The 25237-nt window shown below is 46.0% G+C and carries 22 protein-coding genes and 1 riboswitch; of the genes, 15 read left to right on the top strand and 7 right to left on the bottom strand.

All coding sequences use genetic code 11. From position 1 onward, the window contains the following. Positions 1–60: 60 nt before the first annotated feature. The 4 genes from pseB to ACYVGO_RS09550 form a co-directional block, all read right to left on the bottom strand. Positions 61–1077, bottom strand: a complete 1017-nt coding sequence (gene pseB, locus ACYVGO_RS09535; protein WP_460969055.1) for a UDP-N-acetylglucosamine 4,6-dehydratase (inverting) — start codon at positions 1075–1077, stop codon at positions 61–63. Positions 1078–1122: 45 nt separating this feature from the next. After that, positions 1123–2643 carry a sulfatase family protein gene (locus ACYVGO_RS09540; RefSeq protein WP_460969056.1) on the bottom strand — a complete coding sequence of 507 codons (1521 nt, stop codon included), beginning with the start codon at positions 2641–2643 and terminating at the stop codon, positions 1123–1125. Positions 2644–2660: 17 nt separating this feature from the next. Next, the gene (locus ACYVGO_RS09545) at positions 2661–3563 is read right to left on the bottom strand and encodes a hypothetical protein (protein ID WP_460969057.1); all 903 of its coding nucleotides are present in this window, start codon (positions 3561–3563) and stop codon (positions 2661–2663) included. 153 nt (positions 3564–3716) lie between these two features. Continuing rightward, positions 3717–4667, bottom strand: a complete 951-nt coding sequence (locus ACYVGO_RS09550; protein WP_460969058.1) for a GNAT family N-acetyltransferase — start codon at positions 4665–4667, stop codon at positions 3717–3719. A 145-nt stretch (positions 4668–4812) separates the two neighbouring features. On the opposite strand from ACYVGO_RS09550, the gene ACYVGO_RS09555 reads away from it, so the two are divergent. After that, a complete protein-coding gene (locus ACYVGO_RS09555; RefSeq protein WP_460969059.1) occupies positions 4813–5664 on the top strand; it encodes a hypothetical protein in 852 nt (283 codons plus the stop codon). A 128-nt stretch (positions 5665–5792) separates the two neighbouring features. Here ACYVGO_RS09555 and ACYVGO_RS09560 read toward each other — a convergent pair whose 3' ends face one another. Next, the gene (locus ACYVGO_RS09560; RefSeq protein ID WP_460969060.1) at positions 5793–7160 is read right to left on the bottom strand and encodes a sensor histidine kinase; all 1368 of its coding nucleotides are present in this window, start codon (positions 7158–7160) and stop codon (positions 5793–5795) included. 200 nt (positions 7161–7360) lie between these two features. Continuing rightward, a complete protein-coding gene (locus tag ACYVGO_RS09565) occupies positions 7361–8248 on the bottom strand; it encodes a Ppx/GppA phosphatase family protein (protein ID WP_460969061.1) in 888 nt (295 codons plus the stop codon). 233 nt (positions 8249–8481) lie between these two features. On the opposite strand from ACYVGO_RS09565, the gene ACYVGO_RS09570 reads away from it, so the two are divergent. From ACYVGO_RS09570 to metH, 5 genes are all read left to right on the top strand, one after another. Beyond that, complete coding sequence (locus ACYVGO_RS09570) at positions 8482–10344, top strand: carbamoyltransferase family protein (RefSeq protein ID WP_460969062.1); 1863 nt, start codon at positions 8482–8484, stop codon at positions 10342–10344. Between the two features lie 30 nt (positions 10345–10374). Continuing rightward, positions 10375–11538 (top strand): SGNH/GDSL hydrolase family protein, encoded by a 1164-nt coding sequence (locus ACYVGO_RS09575; RefSeq protein ID WP_460969063.1) that lies wholly within the window; start codon positions 10375–10377, stop codon positions 11536–11538. Between the two features lie 8 nt (positions 11539–11546). Beyond that, positions 11547–11696 (top strand): DUF5989 family protein, encoded by a 150-nt coding sequence (locus tag ACYVGO_RS09580; protein ID WP_012928744.1) that lies wholly within the window; start codon positions 11547–11549, stop codon positions 11694–11696. A 3-nt stretch (positions 11697–11699) separates the two neighbouring features. After that, positions 11700–12062, top strand: coding sequence for an SxtJ family membrane protein (locus tag ACYVGO_RS09585; protein ID WP_142774846.1), 363 nt, complete (start codon positions 11700–11702; stop codon positions 12060–12062). Between the two features lie 108 nt (positions 12063–12170). Next, positions 12171–12278: riboswitch (SAM riboswitch) on the top strand. A 104-nt stretch (positions 12279–12382) separates the two neighbouring features. Then, positions 12383–16174, top strand: coding sequence for a methionine synthase (gene metH / locus ACYVGO_RS09590; protein ID WP_460969064.1), 3792 nt, complete (start codon positions 12383–12385; stop codon positions 16172–16174). An 80-nt stretch (positions 16175–16254) separates the two neighbouring features. Here metH and ACYVGO_RS09595 read toward each other — a convergent pair whose 3' ends face one another. Then, positions 16255–16806, bottom strand: coding sequence for a fasciclin domain-containing protein (locus tag ACYVGO_RS09595; protein ID WP_460969065.1), 552 nt, complete (start codon positions 16804–16806; stop codon positions 16255–16257). Between the two features lie 515 nt (positions 16807–17321). Here ACYVGO_RS09595 and ACYVGO_RS09600 point away from each other — a divergent pair. The 9 genes from ACYVGO_RS09600 to ACYVGO_RS09640 all read left to right on the top strand — a co-directional run bounded on the left by ACYVGO_RS09600 (position 17322) and on the right by ACYVGO_RS09640 (position 25221). Beyond that, entirely contained in the window at positions 17322–17642 is a 321-nt protein-coding gene (locus ACYVGO_RS09600; RefSeq protein ID WP_460969066.1) for a hypothetical protein, read from the top strand. Between the two features lie 680 nt (positions 17643–18322). Beyond that, positions 18323–19132 (top strand): sensor histidine kinase, encoded by an 810-nt coding sequence (locus tag ACYVGO_RS09605; RefSeq protein WP_460969067.1) that lies wholly within the window; start codon positions 18323–18325, stop codon positions 19130–19132. A 106-nt stretch (positions 19133–19238) separates the two neighbouring features. Continuing rightward, a complete protein-coding gene (locus ACYVGO_RS09610; protein WP_460969068.1) occupies positions 19239–19889 on the top strand; it encodes a response regulator in 651 nt (216 codons plus the stop codon). A gap of 349 nt (positions 19890–20238) precedes the next feature. After that, entirely contained in the window at positions 20239–20805 is a 567-nt protein-coding gene (locus ACYVGO_RS09615; protein ID WP_460969069.1) for a hypothetical protein, read from the top strand. A 126-nt stretch (positions 20806–20931) separates the two neighbouring features. Continuing rightward, a complete protein-coding gene (locus tag ACYVGO_RS09620; RefSeq protein WP_460969070.1) occupies positions 20932–21462 on the top strand; it encodes a hypothetical protein in 531 nt (176 codons plus the stop codon). A gap of 12 nt (positions 21463–21474) precedes the next feature. Further along, positions 21475–22284 (top strand): sensor histidine kinase, encoded by an 810-nt coding sequence (locus tag ACYVGO_RS09625; RefSeq protein ID WP_460969071.1) that lies wholly within the window; start codon positions 21475–21477, stop codon positions 22282–22284. An 82-nt stretch (positions 22285–22366) separates the two neighbouring features. Further along, positions 22367–23014, top strand: coding sequence for a response regulator (locus ACYVGO_RS09630; RefSeq protein ID WP_460969072.1), 648 nt, complete (start codon positions 22367–22369; stop codon positions 23012–23014). Positions 23015–23131: 117 nt separating this feature from the next. Then, positions 23132–24154 (top strand): dipeptide epimerase, encoded by a 1023-nt coding sequence (locus ACYVGO_RS09635; RefSeq protein WP_460969073.1) that lies wholly within the window; start codon positions 23132–23134, stop codon positions 24152–24154. After that, positions 24151–25221, top strand: a complete 1071-nt coding sequence (locus tag ACYVGO_RS09640; protein ID WP_460969074.1) for an aminotransferase class I/II-fold pyridoxal phosphate-dependent enzyme — start codon at positions 24151–24153, stop codon at positions 25219–25221. The genes ACYVGO_RS09635 and ACYVGO_RS09640 overlap by 4 nt, the downstream gene beginning before the upstream one ends. Positions 25222–25237: the final 16 nt, after the last annotated feature.

Raw genomic sequence — 25237 nt, forward strand, 5'->3', positions numbered from 1 at the left:
TAATTTTTGTTAAATTTAATCAGTAGGCTGTCAATCTAAGGATGGCCTGCGTAACATCAGTTATTCATTAAAATTAGGATCCACGTGTTCCCGAATCTGCTCGCGTAGCTGCTCGACGTTGAGCCAATCGGTGTTGGTGCCGGAGTTGTATTTAAAGCCCATCTCAACCTGCCGCCCGTTGAAGGCCTGCATATAGTCATCAATGCTCCAGGTAGGCGTTGAGGGGGTAATGACGTAGTATTTATCCGTCTCGACCGTGTTGAGCGAATCGGTTTCGGTAATCATTTCCTCGTGCAGTTTCTCCCCCGGACGGATACCAACCAATTTCTGTTCGCAGTTGGGACCTATGGCCGTGGCTACGTCTGTGATGCGGTAGGATGGAATTTTGGGCACAAAAATCTCACCGCCCCAGGCATGTTCCAGAGCGTGAAACACCATTTCTACACCTTCTTCGAGGGAGATATTGAAACGGGTCATATCGGGGTGAGTAATGGGCAAAACACCATCTTTCCGCTTTTCCAGGAAGAACGGCACGACCGAACCCCGCGAGCCAATTACATTACCATAACGCACAACCGAGAACCGAAGGTCGCGGCTGCCTTTCATGTTGTTGGCGGCTACGAATAGCTTATCGGAGCAAAGTTTGGTAGCTCCGTAGAGATTGATAGGGGCGGCAGCTTTGTCGGTCGAAAGAGCAACCACACGTTTTACGCCGTTATCTAAAGCCGCGTTGATCACATTTTCGGCCCCAAATACATTTGTTTTGATGCATTCCATCGGGTTGTACTCAGCCGCTGGTACCTGTTTCAGCGCGGCTGCGTGCACAATGATGTCGATGCCTTCACAGGCCCGTTTGAGCCGTTCGCCATCCCTCACATCGCCAATGAAAAACCGGATGGACTTGTACTTGGGCTGGGGATAATACTGCGCCATCTCGAACTGTTTCAGTTCGTCGCGGGAGTAAATGACCACACGTTTAACATCCGGGTGACGTTGATATACCATCTCGACAAATTTCTTGCCGAAGGAGCCGGTGCCGCCCGTAATCAAAATGGATTTATTCGATAAATCAAGCATTGGTTGTAGGTACTGAGTGGACCGTTGGTCCGTGTAAAAAGCTGTCTATTTCGTATCTTGTTTGTCTCGGACGGCCTGTAACAACGTGGCTAGTTCGGCGACAATCTGAGGGTATTTCTCGGCCAGATTCTTCGTTTCGCCCAGATCGGCTTTTAAATCAAATAGTTGCGGCTTTGGCAAGTAACCTGTTTCAATATTGGTATCAGTATTAAGTGTCGGTCCGTTGGATGGTTCAATGTATTTCCAGTTACCTCTTATCAATGAAAGCGTACCATTTATGGCATGTTCTATAACGTACTCCCGGCCTTTTTTAGCTTGTCCCAGAAATGTATCCAGTGTATTGAAGCTATCGGCGGCTTCTCCCTTCGCCAATGGCTGACCAACTAGTGTCGCAAATGACGCGGCCAAATCTACCTGACTGACCAAGGCGTCTGATTTCCCCGGCTTTATTTTTCCAGGCCAGCGCACGATAAAAGGAACCCGGGTTCCAGCATCGAACGCACTGTATTTCCCTCCGCGAAGGGGACCCGCGGGTTTATGCCCATTCAATTTTTCAACGGCCTGGTCCTGGTAGCCGTCATCAACAACAGGGCCATTATCACTGCTGACGATAACCATTGTGTTCTCTTTTAATCCAAGTCGATCCAGCGTTTTCATGACTTCGCCTACGCACCAGTCTAACTGGAGAATGGCATCGCCACGCGGTCCCATACCGCTTTTACCCAAAAAACGGGAATTGGGTAAACGAGGAACGTGTATGTCGTGCGTAGAGAAATAAACAAAAAAAGGCCCGCCTTTACTGGTTTCGATAAACTGATTTACCTTTCCAGTCAGTACATCGGCCATGTCTTCATCAACCCACCGCGCCGACTTGCCACCACTCATGTAGCCAATCCGACTAACGCCATTAATAATGGTCTGATCATGCCCGTGCGAGTACTTCATCTTGAGTAATTCAGGATGATCTTTTCCAGTTGGCTCATTGCCAATCGGACCTTTATAGCTCACCTGAATGGGATCGGCGGGATCTAAGCCAACGATACGCTGATTTTCTACATATACACAGGGTACGCGGTCGCCGGTGGCCGGGAGAAGAAATGAATAGGTGAAGCCAATTTCCCGTGGACCCGGTTTGATTTCACCGTTCCAGTCGGGGCCACCTTTAGGGCCTAGTCCTAAATGCCACTTACCTATAACGCCCGTTTTATAACCGGCCCGTTGAAGAATACCGGGTAGCGTAACCCGATCGGTTGGAATAAGCAAAGCCGCATCGCCGGGAGCAATGCCCGTTCCTGTTTTCCGCCAGGCATACGAACCGGTCAGCAGCGAATAGCGCGAGGGCGTGCAGGTTGAGGAGGAGGCATGGGCATTGGTAAACTGTAATCCTTCCTTAGCAATCTGGTCAATATTCGGTGTACGGACTTTTGTGGCACCATTGCAACTTATGTCGCCATACCCTAAATCATCGGCATAAATCAGTACAATATTGGGCTTTTGTTGCGCAACAGCAACCGGTTTGCCAAGCAGACAACTACCAAGAAGCAGGAAAAGGAACTTCGTTTGCATAGGTGTTTAGGACGTATTTATTGGCTTATCGACTGACTAACTGGTTCCCGTTCAAACGCGTCGATATAACTTTTAGCACTGGCATTTATGATCCGAACGCCCCGATGGTCGGCGTAATCACGCACTACTTCGTACCCTCGAAATACTTTGTGAAAGGACAGAAACTGCGACGCCATCGAAAAGGTGCGTTGCCGGTGTGCATCTGAATACACGGGCTGGTGCGATACGTCTTTAGGTTTGTCGTAAAAATGTATCTGCTTGATTAATAGTTGATTTTTGTCGTTCAGTCGGATTTCCTCGTGCCAGGATGTATCGGCTCCGAAGAGGTAAATGGCATCGAACTTCCGGTTGATCATCAGCGCCAGAGCAGCAATAATAACCGTTTGAGCCTGTGGCATGCCCAGTCCTTTCGCGTAGAGCCAATAAACCAGCCATTGGAAACCACGAACAACCGTATAGTTAAAATAGACGACCTTAATGAGTGGATTGCCCTGCTCAATCTTGCCCAGCAGGTAAGAGCCTTTGGCAAAGTGTGGGACATACAAAAGCATGGGCCACTCTACTTTCTCCAGGAAAACAGATAACGTCCGGCGAATGTCGTCGCGGTCGGTGGTTTGTTCTGTGAAAACGAAGTAGTTGGGGTCTGAAATGACGTAGTCCTGCGGCCGTAGGCGGGTGAAAATATCGGCGTGCGCGAAGTTGTTTACGCAAACAATTTCGGTTTGACTAATAAAGGCGAACTGATCAACCAGGGATTCCTTTAAAGATGGACCATTACCTAGCACCGAGCAAATGGGCCGTTGCCGATCCGGTAACCGGGTAGTATGACGGCCACGAATCGCCACCTTCAGTAGCGATACCAGCGATGCAAACAACTCACTCAGGAATTGATTAACCGAATTAAACCCAGCTTCAATCATGCAGTAGGCTCCTACTAAGGCAGCCTTTTTTTTACAAAATAACGAAGAAAATAGCAGACCGGAGTTAGATACGACTGGGCAGGATTACAGGATTAAGCAGGTTCGATTCCTGAAAATCCCGTTAATCCTGTGATCCTGTTGAAAATAATCCTGTCAAAACAGCTTCTCGAAAACCAGTTTGGGGGATTCCTGGGCACCCAGGTTCCGTTTGAAACGTATCAGACTGGGTTTAGGCTGGTGGTTATCATCGAGTGACACCCCTAAGTCAAGTAGTTTGATTTTTTGTTTTTGACAATAGGCGAACAGCTCACTTATGAGCATAACCATAGGGCTAAATGTGTGATAAGCGGGATGCGAGGCTGGCAGGAAGTTGTACACTATATCCTCCCGAACGCGCACCGCTACTGTTAAGGCAATGGGTTTAACGCCATCATTTACCGTAAAAACAGAAACGTGATTTGGGAAACCTCGTAGTAGGTTGGTTAGCTTTTCTGGCGCTATAGTGAGTGGGTAACCTTTCTGATAGCGAGTTCCCTGTAAAAATTCAACCACCTCACTGATGTCTGGAGTTTTCCAATGCATAAACTGGAAGTCAGCTTCCCTGCATTTATGCAATCGTCGGCGTTCAGCGGGGGTAATCGTCTGTTCAAACGGATTGGCGGTAATGGGTAAAAAGAACGTTTGACTTGTTTCTCGTATGCGAAAACCATGATTGATCAAATGGGTAGTCAAAAGACTGGCTTGTTCAGGTGCATAACAGTTCGGGTAATTAACGATCCGCAAACTAGCAACGCCGACTGTGCGAGCAGTTTCGACAAGCAAATCCAGGAAATTAACTAAAACTGGCTCTGGGAGTGTTTTAGAAAATTCGATAGAGCCAAATGGTGCTGCCTGAGGGCTAACAGCCTCATTGGAACGAATAAAAAAAGCACATCGGGCATCGGCTCGTCGAGTGGTTTTGTTCAGGGCTGTCAGTAAATAAAGGTAGCCTTCGTCTTGTTGCCGAAGATGATTGTAGTCATTAAATAGAAAACCACATTGGTGAAATTCAGGAACATCAGCTGGTTTTGGGTTTTGTTGGAGTAGGATAGTATATTCGTTCATGTTAATATGTTGTATCACTTGTTGCGACGATACTAGCATGCAAGAAGTAACGGCAAGTCCTTGATTGTGACGGCCGGTTTAACAGTTAATAACGGTCTTTGTGGTTTAACCCATAACGCAGAGTAACCGTAATGAAGCGAAATGTATGAAGCAGCTAACCGCAGTAGCGCTTAATTTCAGGCGATATACAGGGAGTAATCAGTCCTCATCTGAAGTAGGAAAATCAACTCCCTTTACTAAATCACTAATCAGCACCATAGGTATAGGTATCTGGCTGGTGCTGTTTTCGTTCTTAACTCCTCTCACTACGCTAGCGCAGGCGGCTGATTGTCCAACAATTGCCAACACGGATCAGACTTCGGTAACAGCTTGTACCGGCTACATCATTGATAGCTTACAGGTTAAGACCAGCGTTTTCTGGCCGGATAAGATCGAGTTAGTACGATTTGATAGCCCGCAAACGAATCCCTATGATCGCACGGATGGAACGTCTCTTGGCGAACTGATTTCATCAAATGGCATCGCTACTATGCGAACCATTGCTTTCCCCCCAACTACATTAACTACAGACAGAGTATATTATGTCTATGGTCTGGTAAAGCCCCTACCTACCGATGCCAATTGCCGACCATTTGCCTTAGTTACAGTTACAATTAAAGCAAACGCAACGGCTACTATTAAGGCGCAGGAAGCAACCTGTACTGGATCGGAGTCGGCGGCTGATGGGTGGGTGGGCATTGTTGGCTTTGAGCCAACGGATCGGTATGAAGTCGCAAACAATGGATTATTTTCTGGCGAAAGCCACCCAATACCCAGTGATGGGATTATTGTTCGTAATCTTACGCGTACGGGTAAACCGGAGACGTATGGAGTGAGAATATACAGCGCCTTCGGCTGCTTTGTCGAACGGTCGGTAACGCTGGCAAACATATCCTGCGCCTGCCCGCCTGTTCGGTGCGTACCCATCGTTATTCAGAAACTAACGAGAGTACGTTGATTCTTTAGTTTCTATTGATTCTATGGATGCTTCTGTTCTGGAAGCTGTTTAACCGTTTGTCATTTCAGCGAAAACGAGTGCGCTTTTACCTGTAGTACCGACCGGGACGGTCTATTACTTGAGTACAGTTAGTTTAGGACGTCCTGTGTTGGTAAGTAGACACTGAATGTGGCTCCTTTACCGGGTTGGCTCATTGCCATGATGTATCCCCGGTGATTTTCTGCAATCTTTTTGGCAATAGCCAGGCCAATGCCAGTACCGGGATATTTGCCCTGTCCATGCAGTCGCTGGAATGTACCAAATATACGTTCTGCCTGATGGGCATCGAATCCGATTCCATTATCACAGATGTCTATCTGGCAGTATTCGGTCTGGGTAGCTATCGGCAAAAATGCTGCCGGGAGTTCTGTGCTACTGACCCGCCGACTCTTAATCTGAATATGGGGCACAGTACCAGGTTTCATAAATTTGATTGCGTTGGAAAGCAGGTTCTGAAATAACTGGATAAGTTGACTGGCATCGCCAGGTATTGTATCCAGTTTGCCTACCTGGATCAGCGCCCCCGTATCCTGAATGCTAATTTCCAATTCGCTTACTACAACACCCATTAGTGCCGCTAAGGGCTGAGGTCCCCAGCTATCGGAGCGAAGCGTGAGCCGGGAGTAATCGAGTAAGTCTTTGATAAGCATCGACATGCGCTTGGCTGCCAGAACCATTCGGTCAACAATATCTGTCCCTTCTTCGTCTAATTTGGGGGCATAGCTTGTCTTCAGCCGATCGCCAAAGGCCTGAATTTTACGCAATGGCTCCTGCAAATCGTGCGAAGCGACATAACTGAATGAGGCCAATTCGGCATTTCGGTGTATGAGTTCCTGATTTTTTTCTAACAGGGTCTGATTGATTTCTTTCAGTTCTGTTTCGTAGCGAATGCGTTCAAGTTCAAATTCGGCTCGTTTGGCTACAATTTTTAAAAGCGAGGCAATGTACTCTGGTTCGTTAATAGGCGATTGGTGCATGACGGTCAGTATCCCGAACGCATGGCCTTTCGTGTCGTATAATGGATAGCCAATATAGCCTTCCACATTGAACTGAACCAGGGTTTGGTTTTTAGGAAAGAGTCGCCGGCATTGGCTGGGGTAGGTAGATAGCTTACCCTGAATAACCTGCTCACAGGGACCATCGGGAAGGTCGTACTGGATGTTGCCAACTGTCTGGCCATTAGCGGTAAGGGCATACGTACGAATGGCAAATGCACCCGGCGACGGTTCAACCAACTCGCCCAGAAATACATAGTCAAGCTTTGTTTGCTCGGTAATGTAGCTAACGAGTGAGTGAAAGAACTCATCACCAACCTTGTACGTGGCAAATCGGTCTGAGAACTCCAGGAGAAAGCGCTGATTGATTCCCTGCTGGTCAATCTGAGACTTCAATAAGGTATTTTCAAGCGCCAGGGCATCAAGTCGCTGCTGTAAATGAGCAGTTGGCAGTACATCCATGTTACGGTAGTTAATAATTACTTCTTTTGTCGGGCTAATCCGCAATATATAGCCGGAAATAAAAGATTAACCAAATTTAATGCGCTCGTGAAAAAGTCAGCCTACCAGTTACTTTATTTTTTGAATTAAGTTAGTGGTAGGCTGACTTTTTTTACAGCACGAATGTATCATTTCCATCGTATTCCAACTGGAATAACCTTTCAGGGCATAGACTTCCGTTTACCCCGTTGCGCGTACACTTGTTGAATAATTCCATCTTTTAAACCCAAATCTGGCACAATAATTCTGTTGGCACCAGCCCACTTCATCACTGAAATATAAATGTCGGCGGCTGGTACAATCACATCGGCCCGGTCGGCATTCAGGCGAAGCTTGTTGATACGATCTTCCTGACTGAAGCTCGCAATGTAATCCCGAATGCGTTCAATCTCGGTTCGGGTTGTTTCCAGTTCTGAGGTTTTGGAGGCCAGATTAAACAATTTGCTGATATTACCTCCTGTACCAACTGCCGTAATTTCGCGGGTTGCGTCAACATTATCCTCGACCCAATCCTCAATTTTACGCCAAGCTCCTTTATGTTCTTTTCCTTCCAGTAATCGAACGGAGCCTATTTTAAACGACTTGGAATTTATTTTTTTTCGGTTTTCGTAAACGTTTAGCTCTGTACTTCCTCCGCCAACATCAATGTGCAGATATTGTTGATCGTCAAGGGCCTGAACCACTACATTGTTGATGAGTTCTGCCTCTTTACTGCCGTCTATAATGTGGATTTTAATGCCTGTAGCGGCTTCAATACGGTCGGCTATTTCGTGGCCGTTCGATGATTCACGCATGGCCGATGTAGCACAGGCCATGTAGCCCTCTACCTCATGCAACTCCATGAGCAGTTTATAGGCTTGCAGAAGTTTAGTGGTACGCGCTTCACTTTCCGGCGTCAGTGCGCCAAAATTGAACACATCATGTCCCAACCGGAGCGGAAAGCGTACATACTCGACACGCTTAAAGCTGACCAGACTATCGTTGTGCAAGACTGTTGAGATTTGCAGACGAGCTGCGTTGGAACCGATATCAATGGCTGCCAGTTTCATTATTAATCAATTAGTGAATTAGTGAATGAGCGAATTAGTGAATGGTTGGTAGCTTCTATTCGCTCATTCACTAATTCGCTCATTCACTCATTAATTTGGGCCAAAGATACTCTTTTTTGCCTCCCTAAAGTCTAATTCCTCGTTAGTGGCTGGTTTACCGTAGAGTAAGTCATATGGTATGTTTGCCAAAAAAATCAGTTACTTTTGGCGCTGTTTGTCCAGTATCATAGTACATGACTATATTAGGTATTTCTGCTTTTTATCACGATTCGGCAGCTGCATTGATTGAAGATGGTCGTATCGTTGCCGCTGCTCAGGAAGAGCGATTTACCCGTAAAAAGCACGATCCGGGTTTTCCTGCTCAGGCTATTAAATACTGTCTTCAGTATGGCGGGGCCGATCTCAATAAACTAGACGCCATTGTTTTTTACGATAAGCCACTGCTCAAATTTGAGCGGCTGCTTGAAACCTATTACGCCTTTGCTCCCCAGGGAATTCGGTCTTTTTTGCTATCGATTCCGGTTTGGTTGAAAGAAAAATTATTTCTTAAGCGGCTCATTCGGGAGGAGTTAGAGAAGCTAGGATACGACTCATCTAAAAAAGTAAAACTGCTTTTTCCTGAGCATCACCTCTCGCATGGAGCCAGCGCTTTTTATCCATCTCCATTCGAGCGGGCGGCTATTCTGACCGTCGATGGCGTTGGCGAATGGGCAACGGCTTCCATAGGTTTAGGGGAGGGTAAAAACATTTCTATCCTGAAAGAAATGCGGTTCCCACACTCGCTGGGGCTGTTATATTCGGCATTCACCTATTTTCTGGGCTTTCGGGTAAATTCCGGCGAGTATAAATTGATGGGTCTGGCACCTTATGGTGATCCAAATTCACCTGATGTAGCCCGGTATATGGCCATCATCAAAGAAAAATTAGTTGACCTTCGCCCCGATGGGTCCATTTGGCTCAATCAGGAGTATTTCGATTATGCTACTGGCCTAACCATGGTGAAAGAGGCCAAATGGGCAGAGCTGTTTGGGTTTCCGCAACGCCAGCCTGAAGATGAGCTGAAAGATTATCACTGTAATCTGGGGTTGGCTATTCAGTATCTGACCGAAGAAGTGGTGCTAAATATGGCTCGTGAAGCCAAACGCCTGACTAATGCCGATGCACTGGTTATGGCAGGTGGTGTAGCGCTCAACTGTGTATCAAACGGGAAACTGCAAGCTGCTGGCCTGTTCAAAGACATCTTTATTCAGCCAGCCGCCGGTGATGCGGGTGGCGCGTTAGGAGCAGCCCTGGCAGCTTACCACATCTATTTTGGTAAAGAACGTATAGTTACCACCGAGCGCGATGCCATGCGGGGCTCTTATCTGGGACCAACGTTTTCGGATCTGGATGTTGAGTTGATGGCTGTTAAGTATAAAGCTGTTTCAACTCATTTTACGGATTTTGCTGAGTTAAGTACCGAAGCGGCCCGTTTATTAGCTGAAGGCAATGTAGTTGGCTGGGTACAGGGGCGGATGGAGTTTGGTCCAAGAGCCTTGGGGGGACGCAGTATTCTGGGTGATCCACGGAACGCCGAAATGCAGAAAAAACTGAATCTGAAGATCAAATACCGCGAGTCCTTCCGGCCGTTTGCTCCCTCGGTTCTGGCCGAAGATTGTGCCGAGTATTTTGATTATGACGGCATTTCTCCCTATATGCTGCTGGTGCACCCGGTAGCCGAAAGTCGCCGGACACCCGTTCCTGCCGACTATGCCAGTTTCCCACTGCGCGAAAAGCTGTACTATCAGCGCTCCGATTTACCTTCCATTACGCACATCGACTACTCTGCCCGGATTCAAACGGTTCATAAAGATACTAACCCGCGCTACTATCAGTTGATCGACTCGTTTAAGAAACTTACGGGCTATGGCGTCATTGTTAACACCAGTTTCAACGTACGGGGCGAGCCTATTGTTTCTACGCCGGATGATGCCTACCGTTGCTTCATGCGTACCGAAATGGATTATTTGGTGGTCGGTAATTTCCTGTTCGATAAGCGCCAGCAACCTGAGTGGCAGGAGAAAGATAACTGGAAAGAAGAATTTGTTTTAGACTAGCCAAACACACTCGCCGAACGATCTGTCCTGATGGGATCAAAACTTGTATCCAGTGCCGTCCGTCTGCTTTTGCTCGGATTCCTGGCCTTTATTTTGTATTACGGTGATCGACTGCATGTTACGTTCGATTACCCACACAAAGGTTTGTTTGATAACGTATATGTTCGACTGGCAAAAGGGTGTATCCTGGTGCTGATCGTTATTGAACTGCTTCGCTGCTACTATTATGGCGTTGTCAAAAATCCGAAGCCACCGAAGTTTCTTGGTAATTTAGCCACCCTGTTTGTTCCACTTGTTGGGCTGTTGGTTTTTGTTGAGATCATCTTTATGTGCATTTCCCAAAGCCAGGAAGGAGGTCTTACACTGGCATCGCATATCTGGTTTGAACGCTACTGGCCTCCTATGGTCGGCGATTATCGGGATACGCCAAAAGTTGATACAGTAGGTAAAAAGAACGTTTTGGTGGTGGGCGACTCGTTTACGTCGGGTCACGGTCTCAAATCAGCTGACGAACGGTACGGGAATGTTCTTAGCGAAAAATTAGGTACCAAAGAGTATGTAACATACAACCTCGGTATATCAGGCTCCGATACGCGTGATGAATACGCTCGGCTGGTAAAGTTTGGCAAAACGCCTGACGTGTTGGTTTTGCAGTATTTTCCGAACGACATTGAAAAGGTAGCCCGCGATCATGGGTTAGTTCCTGCTGGATTTGAGCCGTATTCGGATATGCCCCGCGCTGTACAGTCGCTGTTTATTAAGTCGTATTTGCTCAATTATTTATACTGGCAGTTTCCACACGGTAATTTTGCGCCTTTTGATACATACGCCCGCACTGCCTACGGCACACCGGCCATTATTAACGACCACTTAAGCGACCTTAACAAATTCATAACCTACGCACAGGAGCATAATTCCCGCTTTTACGTTGTTATGTTTCCGTTCTCGCACAATATTGAAAAAACAGCTGTGTACGTTAAACCTGTAGTTGACTTCTTTCAACGCAGTAACGTACCCATTCTGGATGTTGGTAAACTCATGGGCGATATTGCCCCGAATGATCGGGTTGTAGGCCGTAATGATGGCCATGCCAGTGCTCTGGTGAATCAGCGTGTGGGCGATGCTTTGTTTCGACTTATGCAGTCGAATCCGGGTACTGTTCAGGCGCCATCTGTTAACAAGCAAATAAACTAAAAGTAGACATGGAATTTTTGCAGGACATTTTCAAATTCATGAAGCAGCGCAAAAAATGGTGGCTGGCTCCGATGATTATTTTACTGTTACTCATCGGTGTTCTAATTGTTATTGGTGGCGGTTCTGCCGTTGCTCCATTTATCTATACGTTGTTTTAAGGCATGGATGTTACCGAAAAAGTAAAGGCCCAGCTGGTCATCGTGACTGGTCTGGTTGTGTTATATTTTGTGTTTAAATCACCCTGGTGGCTTTATGCAGCAGCAGCCGTTGGCTTGTTGAGCCTGGCTATTCCGGTAGTTGGTGATTTGATTGTGAAGGCCTGGTTCAAAGTGGCTGAAATACTGGGAAATATCAATGGCAAGATCATTTTGTCGATCCTGTTTTTTGTGTTTTTATGGCCAATTGCGTTGCTGTATCGCCTGACGTCGAAAAATCCGCTGGATATTAAACGGACGAACGAAAAGTCGTTTTACAACGAGCGGAATCACCAGTACACGAAAGAGGATTTGGAACAGACCTGGTAGCTATTGTTGATGCGACTAGATTGGCTGTAACTATCATAGAATCAATAGAATCTTAAAAATAGGGTATGCTGCGTGTCGGCGTACCCTATTTTTGTCTATTTTTGTTGTAGCTTATCCAGAAAGACGGAGGGAACGGACCCGATGATGTCTTGGCAACCAACCAACTCCAGGAACTGGTGCCAATTTCCTCCCGCTTAGTAGCGGGATAGATAAGTAGCCTTCTGCTATCTGTCTTTCTGTAAGTCATTTTATCTTTTTGGACTTTTTTAAGTGTGCTGGTTGTTAGTAGCCCTAATAACCAAGCCTTCTATAACTCGCTTTTGAAAACGATATACGAACTCCTCCACGAACGCATCCTCGTCCTTGATGGTGCGATGGGTACGATGATCCAACGGTATAACCTGACTGATGCGGATTACCGGGGTGAACGATTTAAGGATTGGCCACATGATCTGAAGGGTAACAACGATTTGTTATCGTTGACGAAACCGGATATAATCAAGGCGATCCATAAGCAATATCTGGAAGCAGGTGCCGACATTATTGAAACCAATACTTTCAGTGGTACAACCATTGCCATGGCCGATTACCACATGGAGGAACTGGCTTATGAACTCAACTATGAATCGGCCCGGATTGCCAAAGAGGTAGCTGAAGAAATTACACGTCAGAATCCGGATAAACCGCGCTTTGTCGCCGGTGCTATGGGACCAACGAACCGTACAGCTTCCCTGTCGCCGGATGTGAACAATCCCGCCTATAGAGCTGTCACGTTCGATGATTTGGTTAATGCGTATTATGAGCAGGTGAGTGGTTTAGTGGATGGTGGCTCAGATGTGCTGCTAGTCGAAACAATCTTTGATACCCTCAATGCGAAGGCAGCTATGTTTGCCATCGACAAATATTTCAATTTAAATCCGCAAAAGACAGTTCTGCCCATTATGATCTCAGGCACCATAACCGATGCCAGTGGTCGTACATTATCGGGGCAGACGACCGAAGCGTTTTTGTACTCGGTTTCCCATTTGCCCCTGCTCAGTGTAGGCTTAAATTGTGCACTTGGTGCTGCCTTAATGCGGCCTTACATTCAGACACTCGCAAAAGAAGCACCATTTTTTACGTCAGCCTACCCGAATGCGGGCTTGCCTAATGAATTTGGTGAGTATGATGAAACGCCGGATATGATGGCGGCTCAAATCGAAGATTTTATTAAAAGTAGTTTCGTCAATATTGTTGGCGGCTGCTGTGGCTCAACACCTGATCACATACGTGCTATTGCGGATGTGGCGGCTAAATATCCGCCCCGGCAATTGCCGGAAGCTGAGCCTTATCAAAAGCTGAGCGGCCTGGAACCCCTGAAAATTACGGAGCAAACCAACTTCCTGAATGTTGGTGAACGGACGAACGTAACGGGGTCAAAGAAATTTGCCCGGCTCATTAAAGAAGGGAATTTCGATGAAGCCCTAAGTATTGCCCGTGGTCAGGTTGAAGGGGGCGCGCAGGTGATCGACATCAACATGGATGAAGGCATGCTGGATTCGGTGGAGGCCATGAAAACCTTCCTGAACCTGATTGCTGCCGAGCCCGATATTGCCCGTGTCCCTATCATGGTCGATTCCTCAAAGTGGGAAGTGATCGAGGCTGGCCTGAAATGCGTCCAGGGAAAAGCTATTGTGAACTCCATCTCCCTAAAAGAAGGCGAAGAGGCATTCATTGAACGGGCACAACTCGTTAAACGCTATGGTGCGGCTGCGGTGGTAATGGCGTTCGACGAAACCGGTCAGGCTGACTCCTACGAACGGCGCATTCAAATCTGCGAACGGGCGTACCGGATTCTGGTCGATAAAGTCAAATTTGCTCCACAGGATATCATTTTCGATCCCAATATCCTGACTGTAGCAACGGGTATTGAAGAGCACAACAACTACGCCGTTGACTTCATCAACGCAACGCGCTGGATCAAGCAAAACCTGCCGCTAGCCAAAGTGAGTGGGGGCGTATCGAATATCTCGTTTAGTTTCCGGGGTAACGATGTTGTACGGGAAGCGATGCACTCGGCCTTTCTGTATCACGCCATTCGGGCCGGTATGGACATGGGTATCGTAAATGCCGGGCAACTGGAAGTGTATGATAGCATTCCAAAAGAGTTGCTGGAACGTTGCGAAGACGTTCTGCTTAATCGTCGGGACGACGCCACCGAACGCCTGGTTGATTTTGCCGAAACGGTGAAAGCGAAAGGGAAAGTCATTGTTCAGGATGAAAGCTGGCGGCTCGAACCTGTTCGTGAACGTCTCAAGCACGCCCTTATCAAAGGCATTACCGATTATATTGACCAGGACGTTGAAGAAATCCGGCAGCAGGTAGAACGACCGTTGCACGTCATTGAAGGTCCATTGATGGACGGTATGAATGTGGTGGGTGATCTGTTTGGCGCGGGTAAAATGTTTCTGCCTCAGGTAGTTAAATCAGCGCGGGTAATGAAAAAAGCGGTGGCCTATTTAACCCCGTTTATTGAAGCCGAGAAACTTATTGGGGGAGATACATCCCAGAATGCCGGAAAAATCCTGCTGGCAACGGTTAAAGGCGACGTTCACGATATTGGCAAAAACATTGTTGGTGTGGTGCTGGGTTGCAATAACTACGAGATTATTGACCTTGGAGTGATGGTGCCGACCCAAAAAATTCTGGACGCTGCCCGCGAACATAACGTAGACATTATCGGATTGAGTGGGTTGATTACGCCTTCGCTTGATGAAATGGTAGGCGTAGCAAAAGAAATGGAGCGGCAGGGCTTTACCATGCCGTTGCTGATTGGGGGCGCAACCACCTCACGGATGCATACGGCGGTTAAGATCGATCCACACTATTCAGGGCCGGTAGTTCACGTGCTGGATGCCAGTCGGAGCGTTCCGGTTGCCGGAAAACTGGTTAGTGATACAGACGGTACGCGGGATAAAATCTTCACAGAGATTAAAGCTGAGTACGTTAAACTTCGGGATGATCACGCTAGGCGGCAAAAAGAAAAAGCCAGCCTGAGTATTGCCAAGGCGCGCGATAACCGGACAAAAATAGACTGGAGTTCGTTTGAGCCTACCAAGCCAATGTTTCTGGGCAACCGGTACTTCGAGGATTATGATATTGCCGAACTCGCAAAGTACATCGACTGGACACCATTCTTCCAGACCTGGCAATTGCACGGCAAGTACCCGGCCATTTTCGAAGATGCGGTTGTTGGACAGGAAGCTAAAAAGTTGTTCGATGATGCGAACCAGCTTTTGCAGGAAATTATTGATAACAAACTCCTGAAAGCAAAGGCCGTTGTTGGATTCTTCCCTGCTAATTCGGCTGATGATGACGTGTTGCTCCACGATTTTGAAGAACACACTCGGGAGATTCCCTGTGAGCGTCACGGCTCCCATCAGCACATTGAATACAAAATCAGCAAAGCGCAGTCGCAAACGGCGGTGAGTTCAGCAGGTGAGTTGATCTACGATACCAGGACCGTATTGCATTTCCTGCGTCAGCAGAATCAGAAGGCACCCGGCTTACCAAACTTCTGTTTATCGGACTTCATTGCGCCATTGGAAAGCGGCCGGGAAGATTACATTGGTGGATTTGCTGTAACGGCCGGTATTGGCATTGAAGCGTTGATCGAAAAATATGATCGCGACCACGACGATTACAACAGCATTATGGTGAAAGCGCTTGCCGATCGCCTGGCCGAAGCGTTTGCAGAACGGATGCACGAGCGTGTTCGGAAGGAATTCTGGCCGTATGCCGTCGACGAAAATCTACCAAATGAGCAATTGATTAAAGAGGCTTACCAGGGAATTCGGCCCGCACCGGGTTATCCGGCCTGCCCCGACCATACCGAGAAGGCAACCTTGTTTAATCTGCTGGATGCCACTAAGATCGATATTGAATTAACCGAAAGTTATGCCATGTATCCGGCGTCATCGGTGAGTGGTTTTTACTTTTCGCACCCGGAATCCAAGTATTTCCCCGTCGGGAAAATCAATAAAGATCAGGTTCTGGATTACGCTCTCCGGAAGGATATGCCCGTTGACGAGGTTGAAAAATGGCTGAGCCCGGTGTTGAGTTATGATGTGTAGATCGTAACCTCAAGTATATTTTAATAAAAAATCCCCAGAGCTATCTCCGGGGATTTTTTATGATCTAGTAACCCAATTCCTTATGGCATCAAGACCGTATCAATTACGTGAATCACGCCATTGGACTGATTTACGTCGGCAATCGTAACTGTTGAAACACCACCTTTAGCATCCGTCAATTCAATCTTTTTGCCTTTTTGCATAGCCGTTAGCGTACCACCTGATACCGTTGTCAGCGTAGCTTTACCACCGCCATCCGCAATTGCTTTCATCAGATCGGCAGCACTCATTTTACCTGATACTACGTGGTAGGTCAGAATTTTCGTAAGCGTTTCCTTACTTTCTGGTTTTACCAGCGTTTCAACCGTGCCTTTAGGTAGTTTGTCGAAGGCTTTATTGGTAGGCGCAAATACTGTGAATGGGCCTGGGCCAGATAACGTTTCAACAAGACCAGCGGCTTTAACTGCGGCTACAAGCGTAGTGTGGTCTTTCGAATTTACAGCATTCTCAATGATATTTTTGGACGGATACATGGGCGCACCGCCAACAGTTACCGTTTTTTCCTGGGCAAACGAAACCTGGCTAATAGCCAGTAAACTAAGTATGGCAAAGGTGAATTTGAGCGTCTTCATTGTCGTTGTTTTTGAAATTAGTTGAAATGTGTACTGAATGTGTTACTGTGTGTCGATCAACGGGAAGACTTACGGGAGTACTGTACGGTTTGGATTTAAACTAGGGTAAACTATTTTTTAAGTATCTGATTAGTAGTGATTTTGCTTGCCAAGGTAGAGGGGGCAGGCAGGGTTGTAAAAGCAAACCGCCGAACATAGGTCCGGCGGAAATGCGAAATAGGGAAGATAGTAGGAGTGGAGAGGAGTGGAGAGCTAGCGTTATAAATTCTGGATAGAAGATATAATCAAAATAGGTGGTATTTGCTCAAAATGAAAAGGGGAAATAGACGGTTTTTGTAGGGGTGATTTCCCGTATTTTGACTGGAATCCCCTTGTTAACTTACTATTTCTACTGTTAAGTATTTGATTTTCAGTGGTTTGTACTTGTGGTGTTTATTAGGTTATCTATAAGATGGTATTGTTTATAAGTAAATGGGGGCTTAGGTTTGGCTAAACCAAAAAACTACTGATACATAATGGATGAATTTCCTACTGACCCCGTTAAGCTCAAGGAGGCTTGTGAGCGCTATGAAAAATTACTGACTGACTTGAAGTTGACTAACTTCTTTAGAAGAGACTTCTTTGATGTGGCTGACCTTAAAAAGATACTTGAGGCTAATCAATCAGAGCATGTTAAAGTATATTATGGCATTGACGAGCAGAACAGGCATTTTTTGTTTCTTGCGCCAACCCAGGAAGATGGCCGTGCCCGGGATGATATAAATACAACCGCAGCCCTATGTTGCTGTCAACGTCCCCCATGTCCTTTGGAGAAAAGTGATCGTTACGCAGATTAATCTGTTATTTTAATCCGTATTATGTGGGATACGTTTCTGTACATTACCTTAATGGGCGTAAGTACTTATTTGTATACAATAAATTACCGGGTACTTACGCCCCCTCTTCGATTACTAACTATCAATATAACAGCAACATTTGCTGCCACGATCTATGCAATCTATCTATTGCGGATCGCGCAAAAAGATAATATATATATATACCACATTTTACCAATCATACAGTACACATTATATGGCTTACTATTTAGTCAATTAGTGGAGTCAGTTTCTGGTAAACGACTCATCTGGCTGTCCATAGGCTTATTTGCTAGTATCTCCTTAATTTTATCATTGACGGTTCAATCCTGGAACCAGTATAATTCCTATGAAAGTACATTATTTAATGTGTTAATAGTCTGCTTGTCAGGAAATTATCTCTGGAGGGTTTTTGTTGATGTTAAGGTTTCAGCTTTAGAGCAAGAGGCTTTATTTTGGGTTGCGGCAGGTTTGTTTTTTACGTCGTTGGGTAATTTTTTTGTGCAGGGATTAATGGATTACTTAATCACAAATTCGGTATCCAATACCTTAACTGTTTATTGGATTCATGAATTGATGGATTTTGTATTGTTTGGTATTTTTTTATTGGCGTTATACGTATACCTACGATATTCGCTAAACAGTAATAGGCATTAAGTACTATGTCAACCCAGACACCTGATGTTATCTTAATTATATCAATAGGTACATTGCTTTTTCTTTCGTTAGCAGGTTTTATTACGTTATTACTCGTCCTTTATAAACAGCGATACAAAGCGCATCAGCAACAATTAATTACGCTTGAGGAAGTCTATCAGCGTGAACTTCTCCAGTCTCAGCTCGAAATTCAAAATCAGACCCTCCAGCAAATTGCGCACGACCTGCATGACAATATAGGTCAATTGCTTACTGTGGTCGTGATGCGACTAAATACCCTCGACAATGAAACAACTGAACCCGATACCCAACAGTCGGTTCGGCAAACCCGCGATTTAGTGAGGACGGTCATTGCTGATGTTAGGATGCTTTCCAAAACCCTGGATTATGATACGTTAGGCCGCTTTGGCCTACTGTCCAGCTTAAGCCTTGAACTGGAGCGTATTCAGCGAGCAGGTAGTATACAGGCGGAACTAGTCACACTTGGCGACCCTTATTTACTGGGAGAGAAAATTGAAATGGTACTCCTGCGTATGACGCAGGAGTCGCTCAATAATGCACTTAAACACGCAGAGGCCCAGAAGCTTACAGTTACAACTGATTACAAGGCCGACGCCTTTTGTCTAACTATTTCCGACGATGGCCGGGGTTTTTCGGTCCCGGATGCTGCGGCTCGTACGCTCGATAAAGCCGGGGCTGGCTTGGGCAACCTACACCGCCGGGCTGGCCTTTTGGGTGGTACTTGTAGCGTTGTGAGTCAACCGGGTGCTGGAACACGTATAGAAATTCAGATTCCCCGTAACCAATCTATCTAAACCATAAATGTGTAGGAGATAAAAATAACTGGATTCAGGTATTGGATTCATTGGTTTAAGGCTCTACTTTTCAGGGAGTAACAAGGAACCCATCCTTACGTAAGCCATGCCTGTCTCCATTGCTATTGTTGATGACCATTACCTGGTGGCCGAAGCGCTGTCTAACTTGATCCAGAAATTTGATAATTATGAAATCTTGCTGATAGCCGCTAATGGCCGCAATTTTCTCGATCAATTGCAACGAGGTAATCAACTTCCTGACATTACGTTGCTCGATCTGAACATGCCCATTATGGATGGCTTTGAGACAGCGCTGCAACTTCGACAGCGGTATCCATCGGTACGTGTGCTAGCTTTATCAATGACTGACCGGGAAGATCATATCGTTCGTATGGTCCGTAATGGGGCCAGGGGTTATCTGCTTAAAGATTGTCGCCCGGAGGAGCTTCACCAGGCTTTGGATGATGTAATGGCGAAAGGATTCTACTATTCCGATTTTCTGACTTCCCAACTTGTTCGTAATCTGAATGCACCCCTAGGAAACGGCTCGATTTCCTCCTTTAACCTAAATGAGCGCGAGTACGAGTTTCTGAAAGTTGCCTGTAGCGAACTGACCTATAATGATATCGCCGATAAAATGTGCGTAAGCCCACGCACTATAGATGGTTACCGGGAAGCCGTATTCCAGAAAATGAATGTTCGAACCCGCGTAGGTATGGTGATCGAGGCCGTACGACACGGATTGATCGAATTGTAAGAAGTGTGTGCCGTACTGAATATAAAAACAGACCGCCGGACTTAGGCCCGGCGGAACTGACATCAGGAAGTTGTGGCGGATAAAAATGACGCTATAAAATTGGGAAGTATATAGAGCATAGAGTAGGAGAGATTAGCCGTAAATAAGGTGCTGAAATAGACGGTGTCGGATACGGGAAATTTCCCGTATTTGCAGAAGAATATTAAATTTAATGTTACGTTAATTGTCTGATTTTTAGGTGATTAATAGGGGTGTTTTTTCTGTGGGATTGTTTATAGTTTTGCGATATGGTGTATTGACTATAAGTTGCCTACGAATACATATTCATCCATTTTAAATCATTATTCTTATGCGCTTAACTATATTATTATTACTGTTGACTGCAATAGTCACAGTGGGATGTAAAAATTCTCAGAACTTTTCGGAGCTTTCGAAAGACGATAAGAATGCCATTGTGGAGCAACTTATACATATGCCTACGGGAGTTTTATCCGCAACGTTGACTGCCCCTGCAGCTAGAACAATGACAACTGCCTATCGTGATGCTTTAAATAGGATGGTGACCATTGAAGGTTTGACATTGCCAGATGGTAGTACTGGAAACATTAGAATGCCACTTATTGAGTTTCTACATCATGGAACTCCAAAAGACGGATATCCAAGCTATCGGATTGAAGCAGATTCTATACGCAATATACTTGGACAGTCTAAAAAGGTTGATTACCTACTTATATATCCAGCTATGAAGCCTGTAAAAGATCCAGCTACTTCAAAAGATGTACCTACTTTTACGCTGGTACTTCTAGGGGCAGATTCTGCTAAAAACCCTGTGCTTGGGGGAGGACCTGGAGGTAAAGATATTTTATATGAGTATATAGATCCGTGCCCACCACCTATAGGATGCCGGAATTTTTAATAAATAACCAGATAGAATATGCCGATATATTTGATCTCGTACTACATAATTATTCTTCTTGGATTACTTATTGGTTTATTTCGATTCAATAAATTAGCCAACAGCAACAAACTAATTGTGTTGCTGTTGGCTGCAACGCTTATTGATGAAATTATAGCTTTATGGCTAAGAAAGATAGCTGGAAATGATGCAATTATATATGTTTTTTTTCAACCAGTTGAATATGCATTAATTACAGGATCGTATTTTCTTGAATTGAAGAAAAAATGGTTATTATGGACTGTTTTAGGTTATATTATAATCGCCATTGTAAATACATTATTCTTGCAAAATATACATTTTGATTTTGGGTCTAATATGGTTTTATTAACTATGTTTCTGACCAGTACATGGGCATTATTATACTTGAAAACTTTATTGCAATATCCTACACAGAATAGGCTGATAGATTTTACTTTGTTCTGGACTAGCTTTGGATTATTACTATTCAATACTTCATGTATATTGGTATATGGAACGTATAATTTTATTGGCGATAATATGTACGATTTAGTAGCTAACCCGTTTCGTGTTATACGAGTAACGGCTAATCATTTGCTCTATATTATGATTTTATTATCTTTTTTAAATAAGCAGAAAAACCTGCGCCCTGATTAAAGTTATTGATACATGGGCCGACATTATGAGGAGTTTATTTTTAGCTTTATAGTAGCGACACTGCTATTAGTGTTACTCGTTATATTCATCATCGGCTTCGCCTTTCTCTTCCAGCGTCGTCAGGCTCAATTTCGCCAAGAGCGTGAAGTCATGCGCGAAACCTATCAGCGCGAACTTCTTCAATCGCAACTCGAAACTCAGAACCAAACCCTCGAATACATCGGTCAGGAATTACATGATAACATTGGGCAAATGCTCTCGGTAGCCATGTTACACCTGAATGGGCTGGAGGAAGAACTTATGCAATCGTCGCATCAGTCAGCAGTGAGCCGGATGGTGCAAACTATTGAAGGCACGATTCTGGCGGTCCGACAATTAGCTAAAACGCTGGATAGTGGTACTGTTCAACGATTCGGGTTGCGGGAAAGCTTAGGTTTGGAACTGGAGCGTATTAATCAGACAGGACGCTACCAGACTCATTTGCAGATAACGGGTGAGCCTTACGAACTCGGTAATGAAGCCGAGATTATTTTGTTTCGTATGGCTCAGGAATCCCTTAACAATGCCATTAAACACGCCGGTGCTAAAACGCTTACAATTACCGTTGATTACCAGTCCACTACCCTTATTCTTACCATTGCTGACGACGGGCGGGGCTTTGAGTTGAGCGAGACGACAAACCGACAGGTAGGTGCATCGGGGTCAGGCATGCGCAACCTGCATCAGCGTGCCCAACTGTTAGGAGGCACTTGCCTGGTTGATACACAACCAGGGTTAGGAACTCGTATTGAAATTAAACTACCAACAAATTTATCAACTTAGAAAATACTTAATTCAACATAGTGTAGAAAACGGGCTAACGGGTTAACTTTCAGGCATAAAGCTAATCTCCCTCTTACGCCAAATGTCCACAACCGTTGCTATTGCTGACGATCATAATCTGCTCGCTCAGGCACTCTCTGAGCTAATCCAAAAATATGATGGGTATGACATGCTGTTTGTCGCCGAAAACGGCCGCGAACTAATTAGTTATCTCAAGCGCAAGCAGATTCCTGATATTCTTCTGCTGGATCTGAAAATGCCTGAAATGGATGGTTTTGAGACGGCAAAGTACCTTCAACAGAACCATCCTGACGTGAAAGTGATTGCGCTCTCTATGTTCGATAAGGAGGAACAGGTGGCGAAAATGGTCAGATTGGGCGTTCGGGCGTACTTATTGAAAGGGTGCCGTCCGTCGGAATTACGGCTGGCGCTGGATGAGGTTAGTAAGAAAGGATACTACTATTCAGAATTCCTGACGAATAAACTCATCCGAAACTTAAAGCCAGGTGAGTCAGGCAATAGTCCAGCTATACCTCAGCTAAATGAGCGCGAACTTAAATTCCTCAAACTAGCATCCAGTGATTTAACCTATGTTGAAATTGCCGATATAATGTGCCTGGCTCCCCGAACAATAGATGGTTATCGGGAAGTGTTGTTCCAGAAATTGAACGTTAAAAGTCGGGTGGGTATGGTGCTTGAGGCATTACGAATGGCATTGATTGAATTGTAGTTGAGTGTAGTACGTGAAATAGTGGAGTAAGTTAACACGATGTTACACGCTATACCTATTCCACTCATTTCACGTACTACACCGACTATCCCTATCTTTGCGGAAAGTCTCAGACCTATGCAGTTGTTTTTTCATCCGGTTCATCTACGCCTGAACCATACGTTTACCATTGCTCATGATAGTCGCGATGTGCAGCCAACGCTGATTGTTGAACTGCGCGATGGTGCGTATAGAGGGTTTGGTGAGGCTACCGCTACGCGCTATTATGGAATCACCATCGAGGGTATGATAGCCGCACTCGAAGCCATTCGGGATCGTATCGAAACCCATACGCTAGCAGATCCCGAACAGTTTTGGGCCGATATGCATCCCTATCTGGAGCAAAACCCATTTGCCCTCTGTGCGCTTGACCAGGCTGCCTGGGACGTATGGGCTAAACGACAGGGCAAACCACTTTACCAAATCTGGAATCTTGATCCCACCAATTCGCCCCTGACCGATTACACAATCGGGCTTGATACACCAGCCCGAATGGTTGAAAAAATGCAGGAACGCCCCTGGCCGCTGTATAAAATTAAATTGGGTCGGCCTGAGGAAGACATAAGTCTGGTTCAGGCATTACGCCAGCATACCGATGCCGTGTTTCGGGTTGACGCGAATTGTGGCTGGTCGGCGGCAGATGCGATTACAAAGTCGAAGTTACTGCGCGATCTGGGGGTTGAGTTTGTTGAACAACCGCTTCCTGCCGCTGACTGGGCAGGAGCCAAACTGGTTTACGAACAGAGTGCCCTGCCCATCATTGCCGACGAAAGCTGTATTGTTGAGGCCGATGTTGACCGCTGTGCGGGTTATTTCCACGGAGTAAATATTAAGCTGACCAAGTGTGGCGGCATAACACCCGCCCGACGAATGATTGCCCGTGCCCGCGAATTAGGTCTACAGGTAATGGTAGGTTGCATGACCGAGTCGAGCGTGGGTATTTCGGCCATTGCCCAATTGCTTCCCTTGCTCGATTATGCCGATTTAGATGGAGCCATGCTGATTGCCAACGACCCAGCTACCGGTGTTACCTTCGATTACGGCAAAGTCGTTTATGCCGATGAGAATGGCACAGGAACGAAGTTATTATTACCTGAATGAGTGACTTTTTTGACATAAATCAGCTTCCGAACCGAACGATCAGCCATAATGGACAAACGTATCGGTTTTTTAGTGGTACCGCTTACTTAGGGTTGCCTCAACACCCGTCTTTTCAGTACTTAATGACGGAGGCCATTGGTCGGTACGGTACCGTTTTTGGTAGTTCGCGTAATGGGAATGTACGCCTGGGTATTTATGAACAAGCCGAAGCTAAGATGGCTTCGGTCGTTGGGGCCGAGGCTGCACTAACGGTCTCATCGGGAATGATGGCTGGGCAGGTCGTTATTAACTGGCTACGTGGTCAGGCTGGCACGTTTGTGTATGCACCAACAGCGCACCCGGCGCTTTGGCACGAGCCAATGGTTACGTTGCCTTCGACGTCGTTTGCCGATTGGACTGTGCAACTACCCAATCAACTTCAAACCGTTGCGCCAGGACCGATTGCGATTTTGACCAATGCGCTCGATGCCGTTCGTTCAGACTACTATGACTTTGATTGGGTCCAGAATCTGCCTGACGATCGACCTATTACGCTTGTTGTCGATGATTCGCATGGATTGGCTGTACTTAATCAGGGGCGGGGTATCTGGCCTCAGATCAGCCATAAACCCAATGTGCAACTGATTGTTACGGCTTCATTGGCAAAGGCGATGGGCATGCCGGGAGGGGTAATTTTTAGTAATGCCGATACACTAACCAGCATCCGCCGAACGGCATTTTTTGGGGCTTGTTCACCAATGCCTCCTGCGAATTTGGCTGCCTATCTTAAGGCTGACGCGTTGTATGCCGAAGGATATGAGCAACTTCAGCGAAACATCCTGCTGGCTGAGAAACTGTTACTGCCAACGGGCTTATTTCGGCATGCGACGGGCTATCCGGTTTTCTTCACCGAACACGATGAGTTGTACGCTTACCTGCTCGAACACGAAATTCTGGTTTACTCATTCGCTTACCCCACAGCCGCGGATCGGGCGAATACCCGAATTGTGATCAGCGCATTTCATACGTTAGAAGACATTCAGGAAATAGCAGAGATAGTAAATAGGTTTAACCGCAAAGGTCGCTAAGGGTAGCGCAAAGAAC

This window comes from Spirosoma migulaei, from assembly GCF_054776855.1.

Bases quoted from the DNA above. Each gene is read 5' to 3' on its own strand.
- pseB (WP_460969055.1), bottom strand. From the start codon at position 1,077: ATGCTTGATTTATCGAATAAATCCATTTTGATTACGGGCGGCACCGGC.
- ACYVGO_RS09540 (WP_460969056.1), bottom strand. From the start codon at position 2,643: ATGCAAACGAAGTTCCTTTTCCTGCTTCTTGGTAGTTGTCTGCTTGGC.
- ACYVGO_RS09545 (WP_460969057.1), bottom strand. From the start codon at position 3,563: ATGATTGAAGCTGGGTTTAATTCGGTTAATCAATTCCTGAGTGAGTTG.
- ACYVGO_RS09550 (WP_460969058.1), bottom strand. From the start codon at position 4,667: ATGAACGAATATACTATCCTACTCCAACAAAACCCAAAACCAGCTGAT.
- ACYVGO_RS09555 (WP_460969059.1), top strand. From the start codon at position 4,813: ATGAAGCAGCTAACCGCAGTAGCGCTTAATTTCAGGCGATATACAGGG.
- ACYVGO_RS09560 (WP_460969060.1), bottom strand. From the start codon at position 7,160: ATGGATGTACTGCCAACTGCTCATTTACAGCAGCGACTTGATGCCCTG.
- ACYVGO_RS09565 (WP_460969061.1), bottom strand. From the start codon at position 8,248: ATGAAACTGGCAGCCATTGATATCGGTTCCAACGCAGCTCGTCTGCAA.
- ACYVGO_RS09570 (WP_460969062.1), top strand. From the start codon at position 8,482: ATGACTATATTAGGTATTTCTGCTTTTTATCACGATTCGGCAGCTGCA.
- ACYVGO_RS09575 (WP_460969063.1), top strand. From the start codon at position 10,375: ATGGGATCAAAACTTGTATCCAGTGCCGTCCGTCTGCTTTTGCTCGGA.
- ACYVGO_RS09580 (WP_012928744.1), top strand. From the start codon at position 11,547: ATGGAATTTTTGCAGGACATTTTCAAATTCATGAAGCAGCGCAAAAAA.
- ACYVGO_RS09585 (WP_142774846.1), top strand. From the start codon at position 11,700: ATGGATGTTACCGAAAAAGTAAAGGCCCAGCTGGTCATCGTGACTGGT.
- ACYVGO_RS09595 (WP_460969065.1), bottom strand. From the start codon at position 16,806: ATGAAGACGCTCAAATTCACCTTTGCCATACTTAGTTTACTGGCTATT.
- ACYVGO_RS09600 (WP_460969066.1), top strand. From the start codon at position 17,322: ATGGATGAATTTCCTACTGACCCCGTTAAGCTCAAGGAGGCTTGTGAG.
- ACYVGO_RS09605 (WP_460969067.1), top strand. From the start codon at position 18,323: ATGTCAACCCAGACACCTGATGTTATCTTAATTATATCAATAGGTACA.
- ACYVGO_RS09610 (WP_460969068.1), top strand. From the start codon at position 19,239: ATGCCTGTCTCCATTGCTATTGTTGATGACCATTACCTGGTGGCCGAA.
- ACYVGO_RS09615 (WP_460969069.1), top strand. From the start codon at position 20,239: ATGCGCTTAACTATATTATTATTACTGTTGACTGCAATAGTCACAGTG.
- ACYVGO_RS09625 (WP_460969071.1), top strand. From the start codon at position 21,475: ATGGGCCGACATTATGAGGAGTTTATTTTTAGCTTTATAGTAGCGACA.
- ACYVGO_RS09630 (WP_460969072.1), top strand. From the start codon at position 22,367: ATGTCCACAACCGTTGCTATTGCTGACGATCATAATCTGCTCGCTCAG.
- ACYVGO_RS09635 (WP_460969073.1), top strand. From the start codon at position 23,132: ATGCAGTTGTTTTTTCATCCGGTTCATCTACGCCTGAACCATACGTTT.
- ACYVGO_RS09640 (WP_460969074.1), top strand. From the start codon at position 24,151: ATGAGTGACTTTTTTGACATAAATCAGCTTCCGAACCGAACGATCAGC.